Annotated in this window: 20 protein-coding genes and 1 other annotated feature; of the genes, 19 read left to right on the plus strand and 1 reads right to left on the minus strand. The window is 32.8% G+C overall.

The features are described from left to right. Window positions 1-39: 39 nt before the first annotated feature. The 5 genes from DWW96_RS00920 (at window position 40) to DWW96_RS00940 (ending at window position 4986) form a co-directional block, all read left to right on the plus strand. Window positions 40-1776: an ammonium transporter gene (locus DWW96_RS00920; RefSeq protein WP_243002988.1), complete on the plus strand. Its 1737-nt coding sequence runs from the start codon at window positions 40-42 to the stop codon at window positions 1774-1776. Window positions 1777-1997: 221 nt separating this feature from the next. After that, window positions 1998-2456 (plus strand): LytTR family DNA-binding domain-containing protein, encoded by a 459-nt coding sequence (locus DWW96_RS00925; protein ID WP_022089342.1) that lies wholly within the window; start codon window positions 1998-2000, stop codon window positions 2454-2456. Beyond that, entirely contained in the window at window positions 2456-3202 is a 747-nt protein-coding gene (locus tag DWW96_RS00930; RefSeq protein ID WP_117908428.1) for a LiaF domain-containing protein, read from the plus strand. The genes DWW96_RS00925 and DWW96_RS00930 overlap by 1 nt, the downstream gene beginning before the upstream one ends. Window positions 3203-3546: 344 nt before the next feature. Beyond that, a complete protein-coding gene (locus DWW96_RS00935) occupies window positions 3547-4584 on the plus strand; it encodes an SPFH domain-containing protein (RefSeq protein WP_117908430.1) in 1038 nt (345 codons plus the stop codon). Window positions 4585-4794: 210 nt separating this feature from the next. After that, a complete protein-coding gene (locus DWW96_RS00940) occupies window positions 4795-4986 on the plus strand; it encodes an Arc family DNA-binding protein (RefSeq protein WP_117909009.1) in 192 nt (63 codons plus the stop codon). 89 nt (window positions 4987-5075) lie between these two features. Here the strand turns inward: DWW96_RS00940 and DWW96_RS00945 are convergent, their stop codons facing one another. Next, on the minus strand, window positions 5076-6107 hold the full coding sequence (locus tag DWW96_RS00945; RefSeq protein WP_117908432.1) for a sigma-70 domain-containing protein: 1032 nt from the start codon (window positions 6105-6107) through the stop codon (window positions 5076-5078). 121 nt (window positions 6108-6228) lie between these two features. Between DWW96_RS00945 and DWW96_RS00950 the strand changes: the two genes are divergently transcribed. The 14 genes from DWW96_RS00950 to DWW96_RS01015 all read left to right on the plus strand — a co-directional run bounded on the left by DWW96_RS00950 (window position 6229) and on the right by DWW96_RS01015 (window position 24602). Continuing rightward, a complete protein-coding gene (locus DWW96_RS00950) occupies window positions 6229-7377 on the plus strand; it encodes an NTF2-like N-terminal transpeptidase domain-containing protein (RefSeq protein ID WP_117908434.1) in 1149 nt (382 codons plus the stop codon). Next, window positions 7377-7988, plus strand: a complete 612-nt coding sequence (locus tag DWW96_RS00955) for a flavin reductase family protein (protein WP_117908435.1) — start codon at window positions 7377-7379, stop codon at window positions 7986-7988. The genes DWW96_RS00950 and DWW96_RS00955 overlap by 1 nt, the downstream gene beginning before the upstream one ends. A gap of 67 nt (window positions 7989-8055) precedes the next feature. Next, entirely contained in the window at window positions 8056-9291 is a 1236-nt protein-coding gene (locus DWW96_RS00960; RefSeq protein ID WP_117908437.1) for a DNA polymerase IV, read from the plus strand. Window positions 9292-9385: 94 nt separating this feature from the next. Continuing rightward, on the plus strand, window positions 9386-9901 hold the full coding sequence (locus DWW96_RS00965; protein WP_117908439.1) for a shikimate kinase: 516 nt from the start codon (window positions 9386-9388) through the stop codon (window positions 9899-9901). A gap of 172 nt (window positions 9902-10073) precedes the next feature. Further along, a complete protein-coding gene (locus DWW96_RS00970; RefSeq protein ID WP_117908441.1) occupies window positions 10074-10850 on the plus strand; it encodes a M23 family metallopeptidase in 777 nt (258 codons plus the stop codon). A gap of 275 nt (window positions 10851-11125) precedes the next feature. Next, entirely contained in the window at window positions 11126-12418 is a 1293-nt protein-coding gene (locus tag DWW96_RS00975; protein WP_022089352.1) for a UDP-N-acetylglucosamine 1-carboxyvinyltransferase, read from the plus strand. A 245-nt stretch (window positions 12419-12663) separates the two neighbouring features. Next, window positions 12664-12888, plus strand: a binding site (T-box leader). Between the two features lie 150 nt (window positions 12889-13038). After that, window positions 13039-15027 carry a 2-isopropylmalate synthase gene (locus DWW96_RS00980; RefSeq protein WP_117908443.1) on the plus strand — a complete coding sequence of 663 codons (1989 nt, stop codon included), beginning with the start codon at window positions 13039-13041 and terminating at the stop codon, window positions 15025-15027. Between the two features lie 176 nt (window positions 15028-15203). After that, window positions 15204-16097: a fibronectin type III domain-containing protein gene (locus tag DWW96_RS00985; RefSeq protein WP_117908446.1), complete on the plus strand. Its 894-nt coding sequence runs from the start codon at window positions 15204-15206 to the stop codon at window positions 16095-16097. A gap of 582 nt (window positions 16098-16679) precedes the next feature. Next, complete coding sequence (locus tag DWW96_RS00990) at window positions 16680-17981, plus strand: diguanylate cyclase (RefSeq protein ID WP_117908448.1); 1302 nt, start codon at window positions 16680-16682, stop codon at window positions 17979-17981. A 241-nt stretch (window positions 17982-18222) separates the two neighbouring features. After that, window positions 18223-19749: a sodium:solute symporter gene (locus DWW96_RS00995; RefSeq protein WP_117908450.1), complete on the plus strand. Its 1527-nt coding sequence runs from the start codon at window positions 18223-18225 to the stop codon at window positions 19747-19749. 177 nt (window positions 19750-19926) lie between these two features. Beyond that, a complete protein-coding gene (locus tag DWW96_RS01000) occupies window positions 19927-20799 on the plus strand; it encodes a phosphoribosylaminoimidazolesuccinocarboxamide synthase (protein WP_117908453.1) in 873 nt (290 codons plus the stop codon). 637 nt (window positions 20800-21436) lie between these two features. Further along, window positions 21437-23167: an indolepyruvate ferredoxin oxidoreductase subunit alpha gene (gene iorA / locus DWW96_RS01005; RefSeq protein WP_347496330.1), complete on the plus strand. Its 1731-nt coding sequence runs from the start codon at window positions 21437-21439 to the stop codon at window positions 23165-23167. After that, window positions 23167-23742, plus strand: coding sequence for an indolepyruvate oxidoreductase subunit beta (locus DWW96_RS01010; RefSeq protein WP_117908455.1), 576 nt, complete (start codon window positions 23167-23169; stop codon window positions 23740-23742). Before iorA ends, DWW96_RS01010 begins: the two co-directional genes overlap by 1 nt. Before the next feature lie 29 nt (window positions 23743-23771). Next, window positions 23772-24602, plus strand: a complete 831-nt coding sequence (locus DWW96_RS01015) for an amidohydrolase family protein (protein WP_117908457.1) — start codon at window positions 23772-23774, stop codon at window positions 24600-24602. Window positions 24603-24605 lie beyond the last annotated feature (3 nt).

A 24605-nucleotide genomic window follows, 5' to 3' on the forward strand; every position in this document is an offset into this window, starting at 1 on the left:
AATCTATAGGACAATGAAAAAAGAATGGAGGAATTAGTTATGGACGCAAATGAAATTTTGGATGCAGCTACAAGTAGTAGTTTTGCAATTTGGTTCTTAATTGGTGCAAGTTTAGTATTCTTTATGCAGGCCGGTTTCGCAATGGTTGAAACAGGATTTACCAGAGCAAAGAATGCAGGTAACATTATCATGAAGAACCTGATGGATTTTTGTATTGGTACTATAATGTACATTGTTTTAGGTTTTGGACTTATGATGTCAGAAGATTATGTAATGGGAATTATCGGTATTCCAAATCTTGACATCTTCACAAATTACAGCAACTTCAATTGGTCACAGTTCGTATTCCAGTTAGTATTCTGTGCAACAGCAGCAACAATTGTTTCAGGAGCTATGGCTGAAAGAACAAAATTCAGTGCTTATTGTGTTTACTCAGCAGCAATCAGTTTGATTGTATATCCTATTGAAGCAGGTTGGGTTTGGAACTACGGCGGAAACGGATGGTTACAGAAATTACATTTCGTAGATTTCGCAGGTTCAGCAGTAATCCACTCAGTAGGTGGTATGGCAGCTTTAGTCGGAGCAATTATTCTTGGAGCCAGAATTGGTAAATACACAAAGAAAGCAGATGGAACAATTATTTCAAATGCTATCGGTGGACATTCAATAACACTTGGAGCTCTTGGATGTTTCATCCTTTGGTTTGGATGGTATGGATTTAACGGTGCAGCTGCAACAAACACAGACAGTCTTGCATCAATCTTTATGAATACAACAATCGCTCCTGCAACAGCAACAGTTGTATGTATGATATTTACTTGGATTAAAGATGGAAAACCTGATGTAGGTATGTGCTTAAATGCATCACTTGCAGGTTTGGTAGCAATTACAGCAGGTTGTGCTTCAGTTGATACAATTGGTGCTTTAGTAATTGGTGCAGTTGCAGGTATTTTAGTAGATGTAGTAGTAGAAGTACTTGATAAGAAGTTACACATTGATGACCCTGTTGGGGCAGTTGGTGTTCACTGGGCAAACGGTGTTTGGGGAACAATTGCAGTAGGCTTATTTGCAACAGGTAAAGGCGATACAGTTCAGGCATTTGCAGATGGTTCTTATTACGCAGGTTTATTCTACGGTGGTGGAGCAAAATTATTAGGAATTCAGATTTTAGGTATTGTTGCTATTGATGTATACGCAGCAATCATGATGACAATTGTATTCCAGCTTATTAAACATACAATTGGAATTAGAACAACAGCAGAAGAAGAAATTATTGGTATGGATATATCAGAACATGGTCTTGCATCAGCATATGCAGACTTCCTTCCTACAACACCTTCATACATGGGTGAAAGCGTAGGAGCAGTAGATGTAGCAAATCTTGAACCTGCTACATTATCAATTGGTGAAGCAAAACCAACTGGAAAATATACAAAGATTACAGTTATTTGTAATGAAGATAAATTTGGAACCCTTAAAGACACAATGGCAGCTATCGGTGTAACAGGTATGACAGTTATCCAGGCAATGGGCTGTGGTGTTGAACAGGGAAAGAGTGGTGTTTACAGAGGTGTTAAGATGAGCATGAACCTTCTTCCAAAGGTTAAAGTTGAAATTGTTGTATCAACAGTTGATCCTAATCTTGTAGTAGCAGCAGCTAGAAAAGCTCTTTATACAGGCGGTGTTGGCGATGGTAAGATTTTCGTAACAGATGTAGAAGATGTAATGAGAGTCAGAACAGGTGACACAGGTATTGCAGCACTTTCAAATGAGTAAATACTCAACAATATAATGGATATTTAGGAACTCTGTTCTTAAAATATATTTTACTTAATCTCATTAAAGGGGCCGGTGGTTATCCATCGGCTCCTAAATTTGTTTGCAAATAACGTTCACAGACTGGTATTTACCACTTACTGCTAATAAAATACCACTTACATAAAATCTATTTACATCCACATAATTTGCAAATATAATCATCACATAAGGAGTCAGATATGAAAGTAATCGTAAATGTGGATGAAAACTGCATAGAGGAACAGGTAATAATAAATTGCCACGAACTGAATGAGAATATAATTAATATTCAGAAAACTATCTCAGCGATGGAAAACCAGAGTCTTAAAATTGAGCTTAAACAGGGTGAAAAAGAATTTTATATAGATGTTGGTGAAATTCTTTTTTTTGAAACTGATAACAATCAGGTTATGGCTCATACAGCAAATGAGATATTTTTAACAGGCAGTAAATTATACGAATTGGAGAAAATATTACCATGGTACTTTAGCAGAATATCAAAGTCAGCAATTTTAAATGTAAAGAAAGTGTATGCGATTACAAGAAATCTGACAGCGTCAAGTTTAATTGAATTTGAAGGAACGCCTAAACATGTATATGTTTCAAGGGCATATTACAAGCCGTTAAAAGAAAAATTAGAAGAAATGAGGAATATGTGATGAAAAAAAACAATATTTACTGGGGAATGATATTTATAATAATGGCTGCATTAATTGTAGTTAATGGTCTGGGTCTGATTGAAGGCGTGGGTGTCTGGAGTATAATTTTTACAGTACTTTTTGGTGCTGCATTATTAGATGGAATTGTAAGATTACAGGCAACAACAATATTATTCTCGCTTGCTTTTTTAGCAATTGTCTGGTCAGAGCAACTTCACATTGAAAGTATAACTCCATGGCCGATTCTGTTTGCAGCATTGTTAGGAAGTATTGGAATAAGCATGATATTTGGAAAGAAAAATAAAAAATGGAAAAAAGATTACTCAGGTGGAAATCATTATTACAGCAATAATAGTAGTAATGAAGGAAAATATTTTGATGAAAATGTTAATGTAGAGCAGGATAGCGGAGAAGTAGTAACATGCGAATCAAAATTTGCAGGAACTGTTAAATACATTACTTCAAATAATTTAAAAAAAGTATATGTAAGAAATGAATTTTCAGGAATGTCAATTTATTTAGATAAGGCAAAAGTGCCAAGTAAGAGACTTGAAATAGAAATAAAGAATTCATTTGGAGGAGTGGAAATTTATATTCCGGCTAACTGGATTGTAGAAAATGAGTTAAATTGTTCATTTGGCGGCTACGACGAAGAAGGTACAAAAGCACCAACAGATGCTGAAAGCGTGACAGTTGTTATTAAGGGATCAGCAAATTTGTCTGGCGTTACAATAAAATACATTTAAATATAGAAGTAGTAGCAAAAGAGGTATGAGAAAAATAAACCTATAATAAAATTTAGTATAGAATTAAAAAGCAATCAATTACAATAAAAGAATAAGTATAAGAAAAAAGACTGAACAGTATGCATACACTGTTTGGTCTTTTTTGATTAGAGCATATGCTACAATGCAGAAAATACTTTTGTCTTGTGAATAAATTTTATTAAAGTTTATACACATAGACCATAGGAGGGAAAAAGTAAATTATCAGAATTTGTGTATTATAAATTTTATCATTGACAAAGAAAAGAATAAGTATTAAAGTAATATCAAAATAATATCACTTTAATACTTGGGAGGATAAAGTTATGGATGAAAATGTAAAGTTAAGTAATGTAAAGGAAAGGGAAATTACTAAGAAAAATGGATTCGCAATGTTATTTGCCAATATACTTGGATATGTAGCAACAGTTGTGACGTTTGTACTAGGATTAGTTTTTGCAATAAACTATGAAGATGTTAATGACGTGATATTTGGATTAGGAATCGGTTTATTTGTTGTTAGTTTAGCGTTATTAATTGTATCTATTGTTCTGTCATGTGGACTAAAATCAGTTAATCCTAATGAAGCAATGGTATTTACTCTTTTTGGTGAATATTATGGCACAATTAAAAGTGCAGGATTTTATTTTATAAATCCATTTTGTAGTGCAGTAGTTCCTAACGAAGAAACAACAGGAAATATCTTTGAAATTTCTTCTGATGCTAATGGTAACAGCTCAGCAAAAGTTGCCGGAGTTACAAAAAAGAAAATATCAACTAAGGTTATAACATTAAATAATGAGAAACAGAAAGTGAATGATGCTTTAGGAAATCCGATAATTATCGGAGCGGTGGTTATTTGCAAGATAATTGACCCTACAAAAGCAGTTTTAAATGTTGATAATTATATGAAATTTTTATCAACTCAGTGTGATTCTGTAATAAGAAATATTTCAAGATTGTATCCTTATGATATAATATCAGATGAAAATGAGGATGATAACGAAAAGACTCTACGTGGAAGCAGCCAGGAAATTGCAGATAGTATGGAAGTAGAGTTACAGAAAAAGGTTGAAGATGCCGGAATAGAAATTATGGAAGTTAGAATAACTCATTTGTCATATGCAGAAGAAATAGCTGCAGCAATGCTTCAGAGACAACAGGCAACGGCAATTATTGCAGCAAGACAGAAAATTGTTGAAGGCGCAGTAAGTATGGTTAAAATGGCAATTGACCAACTTGGAGAAGAAGAAATTGTGGTGCTTGATGAAGAAAGAAAAGCTGCTATGGTAAGTAATCTTTTAGTTGTGTTATGTGGAAATAAAGAAGCACAACCAATTGTGAACAGCGGAAGTATTTATTAATAAAAATAGAAAATAATAAATTGAAAATTAATTCATCAGATAATAATGTTAAAATAAGTCAAACAATTGTGCTAAAATAAATTAAAAAAGTTATGACTATTTGAAACTATATATATTGAAAAAACAGTGAAAGGAGCCGGTATGGATAAGGAAGAACAACTTAATAAAAAAGAACTTGAGCTCCAAAAACGTTTAGAAAATATTTCTAATATGGAAAAAGAAATATTAACAAAAGAAAAAAAACTAAAAGAAAAAGAAAAGGCAAAGAAACAGGTGTTGTTAAGACTGTCCCCTTCATTATGGGAAGAGATTGCAGCATGGGCAGAAGATGATTTCCGCTCAATAAATGGCCAGATTGAATATCTTTTAGCGGAGTGCGTAAAAAAGAGAAAAGGAAAATAGTGTAAAAAACAACGGATGATTTTAATATTTCTTAAAATCATCCGTTGTTTTTTTCTATTTTAAAATCATATTTTTTGCATTCCAAAATACTATTTTTTATTTATCTTCCATTCTAATGGGTCACCTAAATCTGTTTCAGAAGATACAAATTCTTCGTCAGTATTATTAATTAATGGAGAAGATGTTCCAAAGTCATTTGATACAGAGTTATTTAATATAGAAGATTCAAAATCATTTAAGCCCAATTCATTTAAATCAGAATTATTAGCTTCTGTAGCGTTTAATTCAGAAGACGCTTTATTGATAGCTTCTGCATCCTGGGAATCACCGGCATTTAAAACATTAAGAGAAGTTTTTACAATTGTTTCAACTTCATCTTCAGTTATACCCATTTTCTTAGCCAACTCTTCAAAAGTTGGAGCACGACCAAGTAATTCAGTAAGGTCTCTGGAAATTTCATCTAATTCATTCATACGGTTAGCCAGATGTTCGCCAACACGGTCTTCGTTAATTTGGTCATTGATGACAAGATTTAATGTATTTCTGATGGCATCATCAACATAAGCTGCAAATTCGTCAGAAGAACCATTAAATTCAGAAAGAGCTATCATTAATCCAATATTTGCTTCCTGAATTAAATCACCATAAGTTACACCCTGCCCACGAAATTCATTTGCAATACCAGCTACTTTTGAAAGTTGAGATTCAACAATTTTATTAGTAACAGAAAGGTCTCCGTTTGCAAGCAAATCAAGTAAATTAGCAAGCTCGGCTTCTGATATTTCATCAATAGCTTCTAAATCCTTTTTATACATTTCAATAAAAGCAAGTTCAGCTTCAGTTTCTACAACTTTACTTTCAGCTGCTTTTACGGTCTCTAATTCCTTAGTCTCTTCTTCCTTAGGATCAATAGTCACTTCTTCAGAAACAATATAATCCATTCCATCAATTTTTATTTTACTTTCCTGTAAGTACTTATATATAAATTCGTATTGCTTTTCATCTTCTATTATGTCATTGAAAAAAGTATGAATGTCTTCAGTAGACACATGGTTTGCATTAGCTGTCGCAAATTCTATTAAAGAAGACAAAGCATCATTAAAAAGTAATTTTTTGTCCATGAATTCTCCAATCCGCTTTTTGTAAAGTAAAAGCAATTTTGATACATAAATGATACATAAAAGCCTTGCAAAAATCAAGGATAATAGGTAACATTATTTTGAAACGGGAAGGTGGATTGAAATGATTAAAAAAATAATAAATTCCAATATAGTAAGACTGATAGGAGCACTTTTATTTTTGACAGTATGTGCAGTAATAGGCGCAGGATTGTCATATGTAAATTATGAATCTAATCCTACTGATGAGGCAGTTGCATATTTCAAAGCATTTTTGGCTCAGGATTATGATACAATATATGGTCTTGTAAATCAGCCAAAGAATACATATATAAATAAAACTGCATACACAGACAGAGTGAAAAAGATAAGAGAATCTATTGTAATTGATTCATATGAAATTTCTGAGCCATATAAAGAAAATGGCAAAAAGACAGTAGATATTATATGTAATAATGAAACAACAGAAACTAACCAGACAATAAAATTGGTATTTGATGAAGTAAAACATGGAATGCAGATTATTCCTGATTATAAAGTAGATATATCAAAAATGCTTGTAAAAAACGTAAATTTTGTTGTGCCGACAGGAGATGCTTTATATATAAATGGAGAAGTCGTAACAAAAGATATGGCTAAGGTCACGACAGACGCGAATACAAATACAGATACATATCATTTTGATAAAATACTTTACGGAGCATATGACGCAAATGCGATAAACAGATATAGCCAGATAGATTTAAAACCTGAAATTATTCAGGAAGGAACTACAATTAATTTCGACGCTACAGCATATCATGCAAATTTAGAATTTGAAGAAAAAATAAAGGCAAATGCAGACAATATGATTACTCAGTTTTATGTTAATGCAAGGGAGAAAAAAGGCAATAATAAAGAGTTAAAAGCATATTTTGCAAATGATAAAAAACTTCAGAAAAAGGTTGATAAATATTTAAAAGAAACAGAAGAAGTATTATATTGGCCGGAAACAAAGAACATTGATAAATATTCAGTAGTTTCATTTGAACCGGGAGAAATGAAACATCAGAGTGTGTATAATAATGACAATACATTTACTGTTACATATGATTTTGTGTATACATATGTGTCCTCTACAGATACAGCAATTTATACGAGTTATGTTTACAGTATAGGCGGGTCGTGCAAAACAAAAATGACTTTAACCTATACATTAAATGAAGATCAAACATTAACCCTTACGGATATAAAAGTTAAAAATAAAAACCAAAAAGAAAAGGGAGAAGATTAATGTCAAAAGAAATTTGGAAACCGGGGAATATGATATTTCCTTTGCCTGCAGTTTTGGTAACGGTAAGTGATAACGAAGGTAATGACAATGTACTGACAGTTGCATGGACAGGCACAATATGTACAAATCCGGCGATGGCTTATGTATCAATACGACCATCGCGACATTCGTATAAGATGATAAAAGAAACAGGAGAATTTGTAATAAATCTGACTACAAAAGATTTGGCGTATGCAACAGATTATTGTGGAGTTAAATCAGGAAGAGATGTTGATAAATTTAAAGAAGCACATTTGACAAAAGAAAAGGCACAGTATGTAAAGGCTCCATTAATAAAAGAAAGTCCGGTGAACATTGAGTGCAAAGTTGTTGATGTAAAAGAATGTGGTTCTCATGACATGTTTATTGCAAATGTATTAGCAGTACACGCAGACAAAGAATATATGGATAAGGATGGAAGATTCCAATTAGAAAAAGCAAATCCAATAGTATATTCTCATGGACATTATTATAGTTTAGGTCAAAATCTTGGAAGATTTGGTTATAGCGTAATGAAGAAAAAGAGAAAAAAATCTGCAAATAAAAAGAAAAGATTAGAAAATAAGAGATAAAAAGTCGAAAAATGCAAAAGCATAGATATTTAGGAAAAGCTACTAGGAAAAAGGCAGGTGGCAGTGTATGGAACAAATTATATTTCATATTGATGTAAATTCAGCATTTTTAAGTTGGACTGCAGTAAAACTGCTAAAGGAAGGCAATGATGTAGATGTAAGAACAATTCCGGCTATCATAGGTGGTGACAGAGAAAAACGTCATGGAATAGTCCTTGCAAAATCAATATCAGCTCAGAAATATGGAATAAAAACAGGTGAGCCGGTGGCTGATGCATTAAAAAAATGCCCTGATATTATGATAATACCACCTGAACATGAGTATTACCGTGAGCAGAGTAGAAAATTTATTTCCATATTAAAAGAATATACTTCGGACATTGAACAGGTCAGTGTTGATGAATGTTATTTTAACTATACGGGAATTCAGAATAAGTTCAGTTCATATATGTCAGCAGCAGAGGTTATAAAAAACAGAATTCAAAATGAATTAGGATTTACAGTAAACATAGGAATTTCTTCTAAAAAAGTATTAGCAAAAATGGCATCGGATTTTGAAAAGCCAAATAAAATACATACATTGTTTCCGGAAGAAATAAAAACAAAAATGTGGCCACTTCCGGTTGGTGAACTGTTTATGGCAGGCAAATCAAGTGTGGAAGTTTTAAATAAATTAGGAATCCATACAATAGGTCAGTTAGCAAATACACCGGTTAATATAGTGGAATCACATTTGAAAAAACACGGGAAAATTTTGTGGGAGTATGCAAATGGAATTGATGATTCAAAAGTAAATGCTACAAAAGAAGATTTTAAAGGAATTGGAAATTCTACAACACTTCCAACAGATTTAGACAAAATAGATGATATAAATTTAGTATTATTACAGTTGGCTGTAAAGGTAAGCGGACGATTGAGAGAGTCCGGACAAAAAGCAAAAACAATTGCCATTGAGATAAAGTATAATGATTTTTCAAAAATGTCTCATCAGACAAGTTTGTATAATGCTACAAATGTAGAAAATGAAATATACGAAAATGCAAAACAGTTATTTAAGGATATTTGGACAGGAAAGCAGGTAAGACTTTTAGGAATAAGAACAGCGAATCTTGTAGGAGAAGATGAGCCGGAGCAAATGTCAATATTTGAGCTTATGAATGAAAAACAATCACAAAAGGTTCAACCGTCCAGAGAAAAAATGAAAAAACTTGATAAGGCATTAGATGCAATAAAAGAAAAATATGGAGAAGATGCCGTGTCAAGGGCAAGTCTTTTGAATAAAGATAAAATAAAGAAACATTAAATACTAATAGCTAATTTTACAAAGTGTAAGCAGTAGCAAAAAATTATAAAATTGATAAAGTATTAAATAGCAACAAATAGAGAAAGGACTGAAAATGAAGGAAAATATTGTTTTAATAGGAATGCCGGGAGTAGGAAAAAGTACAGTAGGAGTAATACTTGCAAAGTTGATGGGATACCAGTTTATAGATGCTGATTTGGTAATTCAGGATAGAGAAAATAAATTGCTTAAAGAAATAATAGCTGAAAAAGGAATAGATGGATTTATTCAGGTAGAAAATGATATAAATAAATCATTAAATCCTAAAAAAGCCATTATTTCAACAGGCGGAAGCGTAGTGTACGGCAGGGAAGCAATGGAACATTTGTCAGAAATTGCAACTGTTGTATATTTAGAGCTTGATTTGGCAAACCTAAAAAAGAGACTTGGCAATTTGAAAAACAGAGGCGTAGTTTTGCGTGATGGACAGACGCTTGATGATTTATTTAACGAAAGAGTACCCCTTTATGAAAAATATGCAGATGTAGTGGTAAATGAAAGTAACATAAATGTAGAAGAAACTGTGCAGTTTACATTAGAAAAAATAAAAGAGTACAAAGGCGAAAAATAGGGCAGATGTAAAAATAGGAAAAAACGAATGTGAATAAAATAATTTGTTAATACAAAGGCGAATAATAAGATAATTCACTTACTTATGAACAAACTCATGTAGGCTTAGAACTTTTGAGCCTGGTAGCATGTGAACAAAATAACAATTTATTTGGAGGCGTTTACAATTAAAAATGAATAGTAAGTATATAAACAAATGCCATGCAGTATCATATGTTGTGGCAGGAATTTTAATACTTATGATAATCCTGTTTAATTTTTCTCAAATGATAATGGAAACATGGGCATATAGTTTTATGATTTTAGAAAATGATAAAACTATAAAAGTTATTCAGGCAAATGATACCTCAGATACACATTTAGCTAAAAATCATAAAGAAAGTGATGGCGCAGTTAAAGAAATTTGCAATACAAAAATATCTTCTATAAAAGGTGAAAAAGCTGACTATTTGGAAGATACAGCAAATAAGGAGTCTTTAAAAAATACAATAAATAAAGATTATTTGAGAAGGACAGCAAATAATGAAATAAACCAAACTGATGATAATTCAGTACAGAATGTATCAAATACTGTGATACAACTTAGAAAACCTGTAAGTGGTGGAGTGACAACTTCAGTATTTGGAGACGTGGTTGACAGAAGAACCACACATTTGGGACACGACTGGGCAGTTGAAGTTGGAACAAGCGTATGTGCGGCAGCAGATGGTACAGTAGAAAAAGCATATTTAAGTGACAGTTATGGATATAATATACTGGTAAATCATGGAAATGGACTAAAAACCAGATACGCTCATTTAAGTAAAATCTTAATTAATTTAGGTGATACGGTTGAACAGGGAAGGATAATAGGACTTAGTGGAAATACCGGAGACAGTACAGGTCCGCATCTTCACTTTGAAGTAATACAAAATGATAAGCATGTAAATCCACTTAATTTTCTTAAATAGGTAACATTTTCAACAAAAAAACATATAATAAATTGTGAAAATGTATGAATTAATCGGTTTACAAAGAGCGATAATGTGTTATAATTAGTCTATGCGTAAAGAAGCAAAGGATAATTGTATTAGAATTTAATTCTCATACAAGTGACATAATAGATAGAAATAAATAGAATTTTAAAGTTAGACCGAATTAGTGAATTAGATGATAAACTATTTCGGTCGGTTTTTGCTTTGAGTTTTTACAACTCAATTATATACATAAATACCCGAGGTGCATAATGGAACGTTATATTATAAAAGGCGGAACACCACTCAATGGAGAAGTGGAGATAAGTGGTGCTAAGAACGCAGCTTTAGGTTTATTAGCAGCGGCTATTATGACTGATGAAGAAGTGACAATAGATAATTTACCTGACGTTAGTGATATTAATCATTTGATTGATGCAATTGCTAACATTGGTGCCACAGTCGATAGAGTAGACAGACACTGCGTTAAGATAAAAGGTGACACAATTACATCATGTGTAGTTGAATATGAACAGATGAAGAAAATAAGAGCTTCTTATTATTTAATTGGAGCGTTACTTGGTAAATTTAATAAGGCCGAAGTAGCTCTTCCAGGTGGATGTGACATAGGAAGCAGACCAATAGATCAGCATATAAAAGGATTTAGAGCTTTAGGTGCAGAAGTTGATACAGAACATGGCATGGTAGATGCCAGAGCAGAGAAGTTATTAGGAAATCATATATTCCTTGACGTTGTATCAGTAGGAGCAACAATTAATGTTATGCTTGCAGCTTCAATGGCTCAAGGTAAGACAATTATTGAAAATGCAGCTAAAGAGCCTCACGTTGTAGATGTAGCTAATATGCTTAACAGTATGGGAGCTAATATCAGAGGTGCAGGAACAGATAAGATTAGAATTGAAGGTGTAGAGAAGTTACACGGAACAGTTTATTCTACAATTCCTGATCAGATTGAAGCAGGAACATTTATGTGTGCAGCAGCAGCAACAGGCGGAAGTGTTCTTGTAAAGAATGTTATTCCTAAACATTTGGAATGCATTTCAGCTAAGCTTATTGAAATGGGTTGCGTAATAACAGAATACGATGATGCGGTAAGAGTTAAAGGTGGAGAATTTATTAGAAATACTCAGATTAAGACGTTACCATATCCGGGATTCCCAACAGATATGCAGCCACAGATGGCAGTTGTACTTGCAATGGCCAATGGTAGCAGCACAGTAACAGAAAGCATTTTTGAAAACAGATTTAAATATGTAGATGAACTTAACAGAATGGGTGCAAGAATTAAAGTTGAAGGCAATACAGCTTTAATAATGGGCGTAAATGGTCTTACAGGAGCACCGGTTTGTGCACCTGACTTAAGAGCAGGAGCAGCGTTAGTAATTGCCGGACTTGCAGCAGAAGGATTTACAACTGTTGAAGATATTGTTTACATTAAGAGAGGTTATGAACACTTCTCTGACAAGTTAAGAGGACTTGGAGCAACAATTGAAAAGGTTGACAGTGAAAAAGATGTTCAGAAATTTAAATTAAAAGTAGGCTGAATATCATAATTGTATTAGGTTAAAAAATATATTTATATAATAAAGAAAGCTATCAATTTAAAGTTGGTAGCTTTCTTTATTGTTAGCGTACTTGAAGGCACGCGTTTTTTATTGTTATAAAAAAGAAAAATCAACTAAATTGATAAATAAAATACAAAATATTAAAAAATATCAATAAAAATGATTAAAAATGTCACTTTAATTCTAGATTTGCATATGTTATTATTATCACAGTTAAAACATAAACAAATGCATAGAAGAGGAACAGTAATTATTGAGCGACTTTCAGAAAGCTGTCGGTTGATGTGAGACAGTAGGAGTGATATAATGAACTCGCCTTAGAGCAGCCGGCTGAACATATTAGTAGGTCAGGACGGATTCCACCGTTAAAGGGAGCGGATGTCATGAGCATCCAGTAAGGGCATGTCTATACATGAAGTAGAGTGGTACCGCGATGATTCGTCTCTATAATATCTTTTGATATTATAGAGCTTTTTTACGTTATAGGGCAATTTGCTACATTAATGTAATAAAGTAAAATAAATCAATTAAAAAACATCAAGGTACAGATTTAGATGCAAGTTACATATATTTATTAAAGGTTAGAAGGAGTAAGAACTATGATGGATTGTACAAAATATGAGAAACAGTATTTTATGCCACCTACACCAACATTTGATTGGGTTAAGAAAGAAAAGATTGAAAAAGCACCAATTTGGTGTAGTGTTGATTTAAGAGATGGAAATCAGGCTTTAATTGAACCAATGAGCTTGGAAGAAAAATTAGAATTCTTTCAGATGTTAGTTAAAGTGGGCTTTAAAGAAATCGAAGTTGGATTCCCGGCTGCATCAGAAACAGAATACAATTTTATGAGAGCATTAATAGAAAGAAACATGATTCCTGATGATGTTACAGTTCAGGTATTAACACAGGCAAGAGAGCATATTATTAAGAAAACTTTTGAAGCTGTAAAAGGATGTAAGCATGCAGTAATTCATTTGTATAACTCTACATCAGTTGCACAGCGTGAGCAGGTATTTAAGAAGTCAAAAGAACAGATTAAAAAGATTGCCGTAGATGGAGCAAAATTATTAAAAGAATTAGCTGATGAAGTAGATGGAAACTTCTCATTTGAATATAGTCCTGAAAGTTTTACAGGAACAGAAGTAGATTATGCATTGGAAGTATGTAATGCTGTATTAGATGTATGGCAGCCAAAGCCTGACAATAAAGTTATAATCAACCTTCCTGCAACAGTTGAAAATTCTTTACCACATGTATTTGCAACTCAGATTGAATATATGCACAAGAATTTGAAATATCGTGATGCAGTTACGATTTCATTACATCCACATAATGACAGAGGATGTGGTGTTTCAGATGCCGAATTAGGATTATTGGCAGGTGCTGACAGAATTGAAGGAACTTTATTTGGAAATGGTGAAAGAACAGGTAATGTTGATATTATTACATTAGCAATGAATATGTTCTCACATGGAGTTGATCCAAAACTTGATTTCAGTGATATGCCACATATTTGCGAAACATACGAAAAATTAACAAGAATGAAAGTTTCTCCACGTCAGCCATATGCAGGTGATTTGGTATTTACTGCATTTTCAGGTTCGCATCAGGATGCTATTTCAAAAGGAATGGCATACAGAGAAGCAGGTCATACAGAAAAATGGAATGTTCCATATTTACCAATTGATCCTAAGGATGTTGGAAGAGCATACGATTCAGATGTAATCAGAATTAACAGCCAGTCAGGAAAGGGTGGCGTAAGCTACATCTTAAAACAGAATTTTGGTATGGATTTACCGGATGGAATGAAGGAAGAAGTCGGATACACAGTTAAGGATGTTTCAGATAAAGAGCATAAAGAATTATCACCAAATTGGGTATACCAGATATTTGAAGATAAATACATTACAAATAATACAGTATTCAGCGTACCTGAATGTCATTTCCAACAGAAAGACGGAATTATAGCTGAGGTTACAATTGCATATGATGACAAAGTCAGAGTTATCAAGAGCACAGGAAACGGAAGACTTGATGCCGTAAGTAATGCATTTAAGCAGTACTTTAACATAAGTTATGAATTGTCAGTATATGAAGAACATTCATTATCAAGAGGTTCATCATCAAAGGCTGTATCATATGTAGGAATCAGTCATAATGGTAAGATGTTCTGGGGTGTTGGAATTGATGCTGATATTATTAAGTCATCAATTCAGGCTTTGACAGTTGCAGTGAATCAGTTAGAAAGTGAAGTAGGAGTAAATGCCTGTAAGGATGACAGATTAAATGAAATAATGAATTATATTCATACAAATTATTTGACAGTAACTTTAGATGAATTGGCTGATGAATTCCATTTGTCAAAACCATATTTATCAAAGTACATTAAAGAAAAATCAGGAAATACATTTGGTGATATCGTTAAAAATGTAAGAATGAAAAAGGCAAGAGCTTTACTTAAGAGTGGAAGCATGACTGTTGAAGCAATTGCAGAAAATGTTGGTTATCAGAATGTTGAACATTTTAACAGATTGTTTAAGAAAAAATATGGAATGACTCCTGTTCAGTTCAGAAACAGCAAATAATTGGGAAAAATAAGATATTCTTAAGTTGTAATCATTATATAATATGGTACAATAATAAGTAACAAATAAAGAGGCGAAAATAAAACGAACAAAGTTCGTTCCTTAAAATATTTTCGCCGACCAGCCGCTGACCGAAGGAAGGGGGCACTACCATATTATAAGGAGGAGAGAAATATATGAGACCAACAAAGGTAAAAGTTTTAGCCCTAACAGCAGCAGTAACAGTTATGTTTACAGGGTGTATGACAGAAAATGCTAATGTAAAGATTAATTCAGATGGAACAGCATCTGCAGTAGCTACAGTAGATATTGATAAAGCAAGCATGGATACATGGTTAACTTCATCAGGACTGACAACTTCAGATATTTCTGATGGAAAAGAAATGAAAGTTGTAACAAAAGATGGCAAGGAATTTTACGAAGCAACAGAAACTTACTCTTCAACAGTTGATAAGATTGGTGAAGTAGTAAAAGAAGCATTATCAAGTGATGCTTATGTAACAAGCACTACATTATACAGTGAAGTAAGTTTGGCACAGAGTGAGTCAGTTGCTATGTACTCAGCTATGGGAATCGACACATCAGCTATTACACTTAACTTTAGCATTGAGTTCCCTGCAGCAATTACATCAACAACAGGAACAATTGATCCTGCTAACCCAAACAAAGCTAATTTTGTTATTAACTTAGCAACAACAAATATGATAGTATTTGCAACAACAGATTCTACAGTAACATCTGATGCAGTTAAAGCAACAGTACAGAAACTTAACCAGGTAGGAAAAGTTAAAGTTAAGAGTCTTAAGGCAAATAAAGTAAAAGGTAAAAAGGCAACAGCTACTTTAAAATTTAAAAAGGCAGCTCAGGCTAAGAATTACCAGATTCAGTGGTCTACAAATAAGAACTTCAAGAAGAAAACAAGTGCTACAGCTAAGAAAGTGAGATACACTATTAAGAACTTAAAGAAGGGCACAAAGTACTTCGTAAGGGTAAGAGCCGCAAAGACAAATTACTGCGGAACAGAAGTTTATGGCGATTGGTCAGTTAAGACAGTTAAAACAAAAAAATAAAACAGATTTTATAATAAAAGCAAATTTATGATAGAATTTGAAAATTAATAAGAACACCGATATATTAATAAGATTAGGAATTTAATCTTTAGATGTTAATATATCGGTGTTTTTAATTGTTAAAAAAAGAAAAGCAACTACTGACAATTTAATATATTAGGAATTTATGGAAAGAAAATAGATAATAAAATTAATGATGTTAGTATAAGGAAAATTAATTAAATTTATATAATGAAAAAATATGACTGTTAACTATTAATAAAATAAAAAATAATAAAAACGTTTCTAAAATAATAATACTTTCATAAAAATGCGTATTGTAATGTTTTTATTTAAGTGGTAAGATTAATGAAAATAGCTTTAAATAAGCTTACATAATACACTACTATCATATATAACAAAATGTTTTGGGGAAGACATTATTACTGAACACAATTTTTATATGTAGTTAGAAGATAAAACTATTTATGAGAGAGAAACCGGCACTTTGTAGGGAAGAGTGTCGGATTTTTTATTTCATTTGGGAAAAACCAAATATAGGAGAAGAGATAAGTTCGATAAATAGGGGAGGTAAATTAAATAATGGATACAATGCTTATTGTAGATGACAATGAGATTGATAGAAATATCATTGCTAATTATTTTGCAGAAGATTTTATGATTCTGGAGGCACAAAATGGAGAAGAGTGCTTTAGAATTTTAAAAGAATACAAATATAATATTGATATTGTATTATTGGACAACTGGTTACCTGATATGACAGGTGTGGATATTCTTAAGGAAAGAAAGTTAGATGAAAGATTTGCAGATATTCCGGTTATTATTGTTACAGTCAATAATGATTCGGTAAATTTAATTGAATCTTTTAAAAATGGAGCAGATGATTACATAACAAAGCCGCTTGTAAGGGAAGTGATTAAGGCACGTGTAAGTAATGTTTTGATTGCTACAAGAAAATACGCAGAAATGCAAAAGAAGAACAGAGAATTGTCTGAACTTTCTGAAATTGATCAGATGACAGGTTTGTATAATAAAATGACAACCGTTAATAAAATTAATCAGCAACTCCATGAACATAAGAATCACATAGATGCAATTATTGTTGTTGATATGGATGATTTTAAATATATAAATGACAGTGAAGGACATTTGATTGGTGACCATGCAATAAGACGAGTATCTAGAATATTGAAAGATAACTTTAGAAAAGAAGATATAATAGGCCGAATTGGCGGAGACGAATTTGTCGTGTTTTTAAATGACATTCCGGATAAAGAAATTGCCAGAAGAAAGGCAAGAGATATTATTCGAATATTTAAAGTAAAGAAAAGTACAGTAATTAAAGGGAGAACTACAGTAAGTATCGGATTAGCATTTGCTGATAGTGAAGTTTATGATTATAAAGAATTATTTGACAGAGCTGATAAAGCTTTAGCAGAAGCAAAGAAATATGGTAAAGCATGTTACCATGAATATGGCGTGGATGATTATGGTACTTATGAAGAAAAAAGAGAAAGCGTTATTGTATATAGTAAAAGCCGAACCATATGTCATGCGATAGATAAGGCAATCAGTAGCAAATATAACGTGATTGAAGTTATTTCGTCAGATGAAATAGATAAAGTTATAAAGCAACAGCGCGAAATTAGGATTATAATTGCGGATTTATCAAATGATGAAGATGATGGAAAATTAATTATGGATTATTTAGATAATAATAAGAATATAGCAGGTATTCCTAAGATAGCAGTTTGTAAGGAAAGCAATATAGAACAGTGTAAGATAGCAATTCAGGGAGGCGTTGTTGATTTGATGATGGAACCTATTGAAAAAGATATTGTGAGAAGAAGAGTATCAAGAATAATTAAAGATGAGGAAAAGTAAATACTAACCATAATATAGTTAGTAATATTCATTTTTAATTTTAATCCAAGCTTTAATAATTAGTTGAATAAATCCTGAAAATAAATATGAAATCTTCGAAAAAGAGGAGGCAATAACCAAATCTTTTTCGGGGATTTTTTATTGACAAAAAGAGGATGTTATGTGATAATAACTTTAATGCTTTAAAGCGTAACGGTTTAAAGCGACGATAAAGGTATGTAACTAAAAGTGGAGGAACAAAATGTTAGTTAAAGTTTTATTATTGATTGTATTTTTTGCAGTCATGATTGGAATTGGTGTGTATACAAGAAAGCATGCCACAGATGTTAACGGGTTTGTATTGGGTTCAAGATCTGCAGGACCATGGATTACAGCATTTGCATATGGAACATCGTATTTTTCAGCAGTTGTTTTTGTAGGATATGCAGGACAGTTTGGTTGGAAATATGGTATTGCTTCTACATGGATTGGACTTGGTAATGCCATACTTGGTAGTTTGTTAGCATGGTTTGTATTAGGTAGAAGAACAAGAGTTATGACTCAGCATATAGATGCTAAGACAATGCCTGATTATTTTGGAAAAAGATATAACAGTGATGCACTTAAAATAGCAGCCAGTGTTATCACATTTGTATTCTTAATTCCATATACAGCATCTGTATATAATGGTCTTTCAAGATTATTTGGAATGGCATTTGACATAACATATAGTACAGTAGTTATTATCATGGCAGTACTTACAGGACTTTATGTAATTCTTGGCGGATATATGGCAACAGCAATCAATGACTTTATTCAGGGGATTGTAATGTTGTTTGGTATTTGTGCAGTTATTTATTCAGTATTAAACGGACAGGGTGGATTTTACAGCTCATTGTCAAAACTTGCAGCACAGGTGCCTGTAGAGGGAGACGTAATCAAAGTTGCAGGTGACGGAATATTTGCATCATTTTTTGGACCTGATCCATTAAATCTTTTAGGAGTAATTATTTTAACTTCATTAGGAACATGGGGACTTCCTCAGATGGTTGGTAAATTCTATGCGATTAAAAGTGAAAAATCAATCAAGACAGGTATGATAGTTTCAACTGCATTTGCAGTAGTTGTTTCAGGTGGATGTTATTTCTTAGGAGGATTTGGAAGATTATTCTCTGATAAAATTGATATTGCAACCGGTGGATATGATTCAATTATCCCTACAATGCTTTCAACACTTCCTGATATATTAATAGGTATTGTAATTGTGTTAGTATTATCAGCTTCAATGTCAACACTTTCCTCATTGGTACTTACATCAAGTTCAACAATTACAATTGACTTTTTGGGAACAACGGTATTAAAGAAAACGGCAGAAAAGAAACAGGTATTACTTATGAAAATTTTCGTAGTAGTATTTGTAGCAATTTCAGTAATTATCGCATTAAATAAAGATAGTATTCCTAATATTGCTCAGCTTATGGGTTACTCATGGGGAGCTTTAGCAGGAGCATTCCTTGCGCCATTTATGTATGGATTATATTGGAAGAAAGTTACAAAGGCTTCTGTATGGGCAAGTTTTATTTTCAGCATCATAGTTACTGTGACAAATATGATTTGGGGCTACATACAGTCACCAATTAATGCAGGTGCATTTACAATGCTTGTAAGTTTAATCCTTGTACCTGTTATAAGTTTAATAACACCTAAGATGAAAAAAGAAGAAACAGATAAATTATTTGAATGCTTTGAAGAAAAGGTAGAAGTTCCTGTAAAGGATGCTTTGGATTAATAAAAATATAAAAATAATTTTTGAGAATTCAGGTAAATTGAAAATATAGAAAGTCTTTAGTCATTGACTTACATAAAATCTCTGTTTATAATTTTATGGTGAGCGTAAGCTTAGATACATAAAATAGAATAAACTGTTCAACAACACAAGGGCAGAAGAAAATGGAGGAGTACAATAATGCAGGAATTTAAACCGGTAAAAGAAGGAAAAGTACGTGAGATTTACGATAATGGAGACAATATGATTATTGTTGCAACAGACAGAATCTCAGCATTTGATGACATCTTAAAGAACAAGATTACAGACAAGGGTGCGGTTTTAACACAGATGTCAAAATTTTGGTTTGATTATACAAAGGATGTTGTTCCTAACCATATGGTATCAACAGATGTTAAAGATATGCCGGAATTTTTCCAGAATGACAAATTTGCTGGCAGAAGTATGATGTGTAAGAAGTTAGAAATGCTTCCAATCGAATGTATCGTTCGTGGATACATTACAGGAAGTGGTTGGGCAAGTTACAAGGAAAATGGAACAGTTTGCGGAATAAAACTTCCTGAAGGTCTTGTAGAATCAGATAAGTTGCCTGAACCAATTTATACACCAAGTACAAAGGCAGAAATCGGACTCCATGATGAAAATATTTCATTTGAACAGAGTGTAGAAGTACTAGAAAAAGCATATCCTGGAAAAGGTGCAGAATATGCAGAAAAGATTAAAGATTGCACAATTGCTTTATATAAGAAATGTGCAGAATATGCTTTAAGCAAAGGAATCATTATTGCAGATACTAAATTTGAATTTGGTTTAGATGAAAATGGAAACGTAGTAATTGGTGATGAAATGTTAACACCTGACAGCTCACGTTTCTGGCCACTCGAAGGATATAAACCGGGACAGGGACAGCCTTCATTTGATAAGCAGTACGTAAGAGACTGGTTAAAAGCTAACCCTGACAATGATTTACTTCTTCCGGATGAAGTTGTTGAAAAGACAGTTGCTAAATATAAAGAAGCATATGAATTATTAACAGGTGAAAAATTTGCATAGTTTGATATGTATATAAACCTTTAAAATCCCCATAAAATTTGATTGTGCGATTTAAAAGCATAATTGAATTTTATGGGGATTTTTTTGCAAAAGTGATGAGTGATAAAAAATTATCTGGTATAGTCTTAGTAAAGAAAGCAAAAATGGGGGACTTAACGATGGTTGAGATTTAAATAAATGTAATATATGCTACTCAGAAACAGCAATACGAAAGAGTTACACTTCCGAAATAATCTTAATGCGAGAAATTTTAGATAATAATTGTTGATGTTTTTTACGGATAAATTTTTCTTTTTTGATTTCATCCGTAAATATAGTAAAAAATCCAAAAACAAATCCTATATACAATCTACAAGCAAACCCCAAATTATAAATCCCAACGAAAATCCCCCAAAAACAAACCATAAACACAATCTACAAGCAAACCCTGCTTTCCCACTATATAAATATCCCTCAAAATACATCTCCACATTCATTGACGAATATATCCTAATTAGGTATAATTTACTTTATGAGTTTAAAGCAAAAAAGCAGTAAATTATGCTAAATACAAAATAATATGAAGTGCATTTGTATTGCACTATCAGTTTTATACATAATGACGAAAGGCAGGTTACATATTTTGAGTAAAAAAATTATGTTAGGTAACGAGGCGATTGCCAGGGGAGCATACGAAGCAGGAGTTAAAGTTACTTCAGCTTATCCTGGAACACCTAGTACAGAAATTAGTGAAAATGTTGTTAAATATCCGGGAATTAAGGCTGAATGGGCACCAAATGAAAAAGTAGCAACAGAAGTTGCAATTGGTGCATCTATGGCAGGCGTACGTTCAATGTGTATGATGAAACACGTTGGTGTAAACGTTGCATCTGACCCATTATACACAGTATCTTATATCGGTGTTAATGGTGGTATGGTTTTAGTTGCAGCAGATGACCCTGGAATGTACAGTTCACAGAACGAACAGGATTCGAGAATGGTTGCAAGAGCAGCAATGGTTCCTGTTGTAGAACCATCAGACAGTGAAGAAGCAAGAGTATTTACAAAGAGAGCGTATGAACTTTCAGAAAAATATGACACTCCTGTAATTCTTCGTTCAACAACAAGACTTTCACATTCACAGGGAATTGTTAATCTTGAAGAAAGACAGGAAATAGAAGATAAGCCATATGAAAGAAATGTAGCAAAAAATGTTATGATGCCGGGAAATGCAATTAAGCGTCATATTTTTGTAGAAGAACGTTTAAAGAGAATGGCAGAAGATGCATGTACATTAGACATTAATAAAGTTGAATACAACGATAAAAAGATTGGTGTTATTACAAGTGGTATCGTATATCAGTATGTAAAAGAAGTATTACCTAATGCATCAGTTCTTAAGTTAGGATTGGTAAATCCACTTCCTATGAAACTTATCGAAGAATTTGCATCAAAGGTAGACACATTATATGTTATAGAAGAATTAGAGCCTGTAATAGAAGAACAGGTTAAGGCTCATGGAATCAAATGTATTGGAAAAGAAATTTTTACAGTACAGGGTGAATACAGTGCCAATATGCTTAGAAAAGCAATCTTAAAAGAAGATTTAGATTTAGATACACCTGCACAGGCACCGGCAAGACCACCAATTCTTTGTCCGGGATGTCCTCATAGAAGTACATTCTCAGTATTAAAGAAATTAAAAATTCATGCAGCAGGTGATATCGGATGCTACACATTAGGAGCTGTAAATCCTTTAAATGTAGTAGATACAACAGTTTGTATGGGTGCAAGTATTTCAACACTTCACGGTATTGAAAAAGCTAAAGGAAAAGATTTCATAAAGAACTGGGTTGCAGTAATAGGTGATTCAACATTTTTACATACAGGTGTTAATTCACTTATGAACATGGTTTACAATCAGGCAACAGGAACAGTTATGATTTTAGATAACTCAACAACAGGTATGACAGGTCATCAGGATCACTCAGCAACAGGAAAAATGTTAAATGGTGAACCAACATACGCTATTGATTTAGTAGATTTGTGTCATGCAATCGGTGTAAAGCATGTAGAAGTTGTAGATGCATTTGATATTAAGAAATTGGAAGAAGTAATTAAGACAGAAGTTGCAAGAGATGAAGTTTCTGTTATTATTTCTCAGTCACCATGTGCATTGCTTAAGTCATTTGTGCCAAAGGGCAAATGTTATACAATTCCTGAAAAATGTAAGAAGTGCGGAATGTGTCTCGTACCGGGATGTCCTGCAATTACAAAGAATGAAGACGGAACAGTTTCAATTGATGCAACAATGTGTAACGGTTGTGGATTATGTATGCAGAATTGTAAATTCGATGCAATTGGATTAAAAGAGAGAGGTGACAAATAATGGCAGATACAAAGAATATTATGATTGTTGGTGTAGGCGGACAGGGTACACTTCTCACAAGTAGAGTTTTAGGTGGAATCACAATTGAAAGCGGATATGATGTAAAACTTTCAGAAGTTCATGGGATGGCACAGCGTGGAGGAAGCGTTGTTACATTTGTAAGATATGGAGAAAAGGTAGCTGAACCAATTGTTGAAGAAGGTCAGGCAGATGTATTAATCGCATTTGAACGTCTTGAAGCATTAAGATATGCACATTTTCTTAAAAAAGACGGTGTAATTATCGTAAATGACCAGAGAATAGACCCAATGACAGTAGTTACAGGATTAGCAGAATATCCTGAAAACATTATTGAAAATCTTAGCGAAAAACACAAAGTAATTGCGGTAAATGCGATGGATGAAGCATTAAAACTTGGAAATTCAAGAGTATTTAATGTAATTATTTTAGGCGTTGCTGCAAAACATATGGATTTTGAAAAAGATAAATGGATTGAAGTTATAAAAGCAACAGTTCCACCAAAGACAGTAGACATTAATATTGCTGCATTTGAAAAAGGATACGAATTAGCATAATAAAAATAAACAGTAAAGAAGGTGTAGTTGTGATAATTGATACACATACACACACTTTTCCGGATAGAATTGCCGCCAGAGCATTAGCCGGAATGGAGAAGAGTATTGTCGATAAACATGATTGGAATGTGAAGATAAAGGTGGCAGGAACAAGAGATGCACTTAGTGAATCTACAAAGAAAAACGGTGTCGATATTTCTGTGGTTGTTCCTGTGGCAACAAAACCTGAACAGTCTGCAAGTATTAATGAATTTGCGGCACAAACTAATGAAAAAACAAAGGAAACAGGCGTATTTTCATTAGGCGCAATACATCCTGACAATGAAGATTATAAAGATATATTAGATGACATTAAGAAAAAAGGATTAAAAGGAATTAAGGTTCATCCTGACTATCAAAAGGTTGAATTTGATGACCCAAGATATCTTAGAATTTTTAAATATGCAGATGAACTTGGTCTTGTAATTGTAACACACGCGGGAGAAGATATAGGTCTTCCGGAAAAGATTCACTGTACACCTGATATGGTGCTTAATGTACTAAACAAAGTTAATCCTAAAAAATTAGTCCTTGCTCATATGGGTGGATGGAATTTATGGGATGAGGTAGAAGAAAAATTAGTGGGAAAAAATGTCTATTTTGACACGGCTTTTTCTTTTGAAAAAGGTATTCCCCACTTAGAAAAAGAACAATTTTTAAGAATTGTTGAAAAACATGGTGCAGATAAAATTTTATTTGCAACAGACAGTCCGTGGTCTGATCAGGGATATACACTTGAAAGATTAAAAGAATTTGGAATGCCTGAAAAAGCATTGAACCTTATATTAGGGGAAAATGCAAAAAAACTATTTGAATTTTAATGA

Source organism: Eubacterium sp. AF17-7 (genome assembly GCF_003461285.1).
GTDB classification, from domain to species: domain Bacteria; phylum Bacillota; class Clostridia; order Lachnospirales; family Lachnospiraceae; genus Eubacterium_U; species Eubacterium_U album.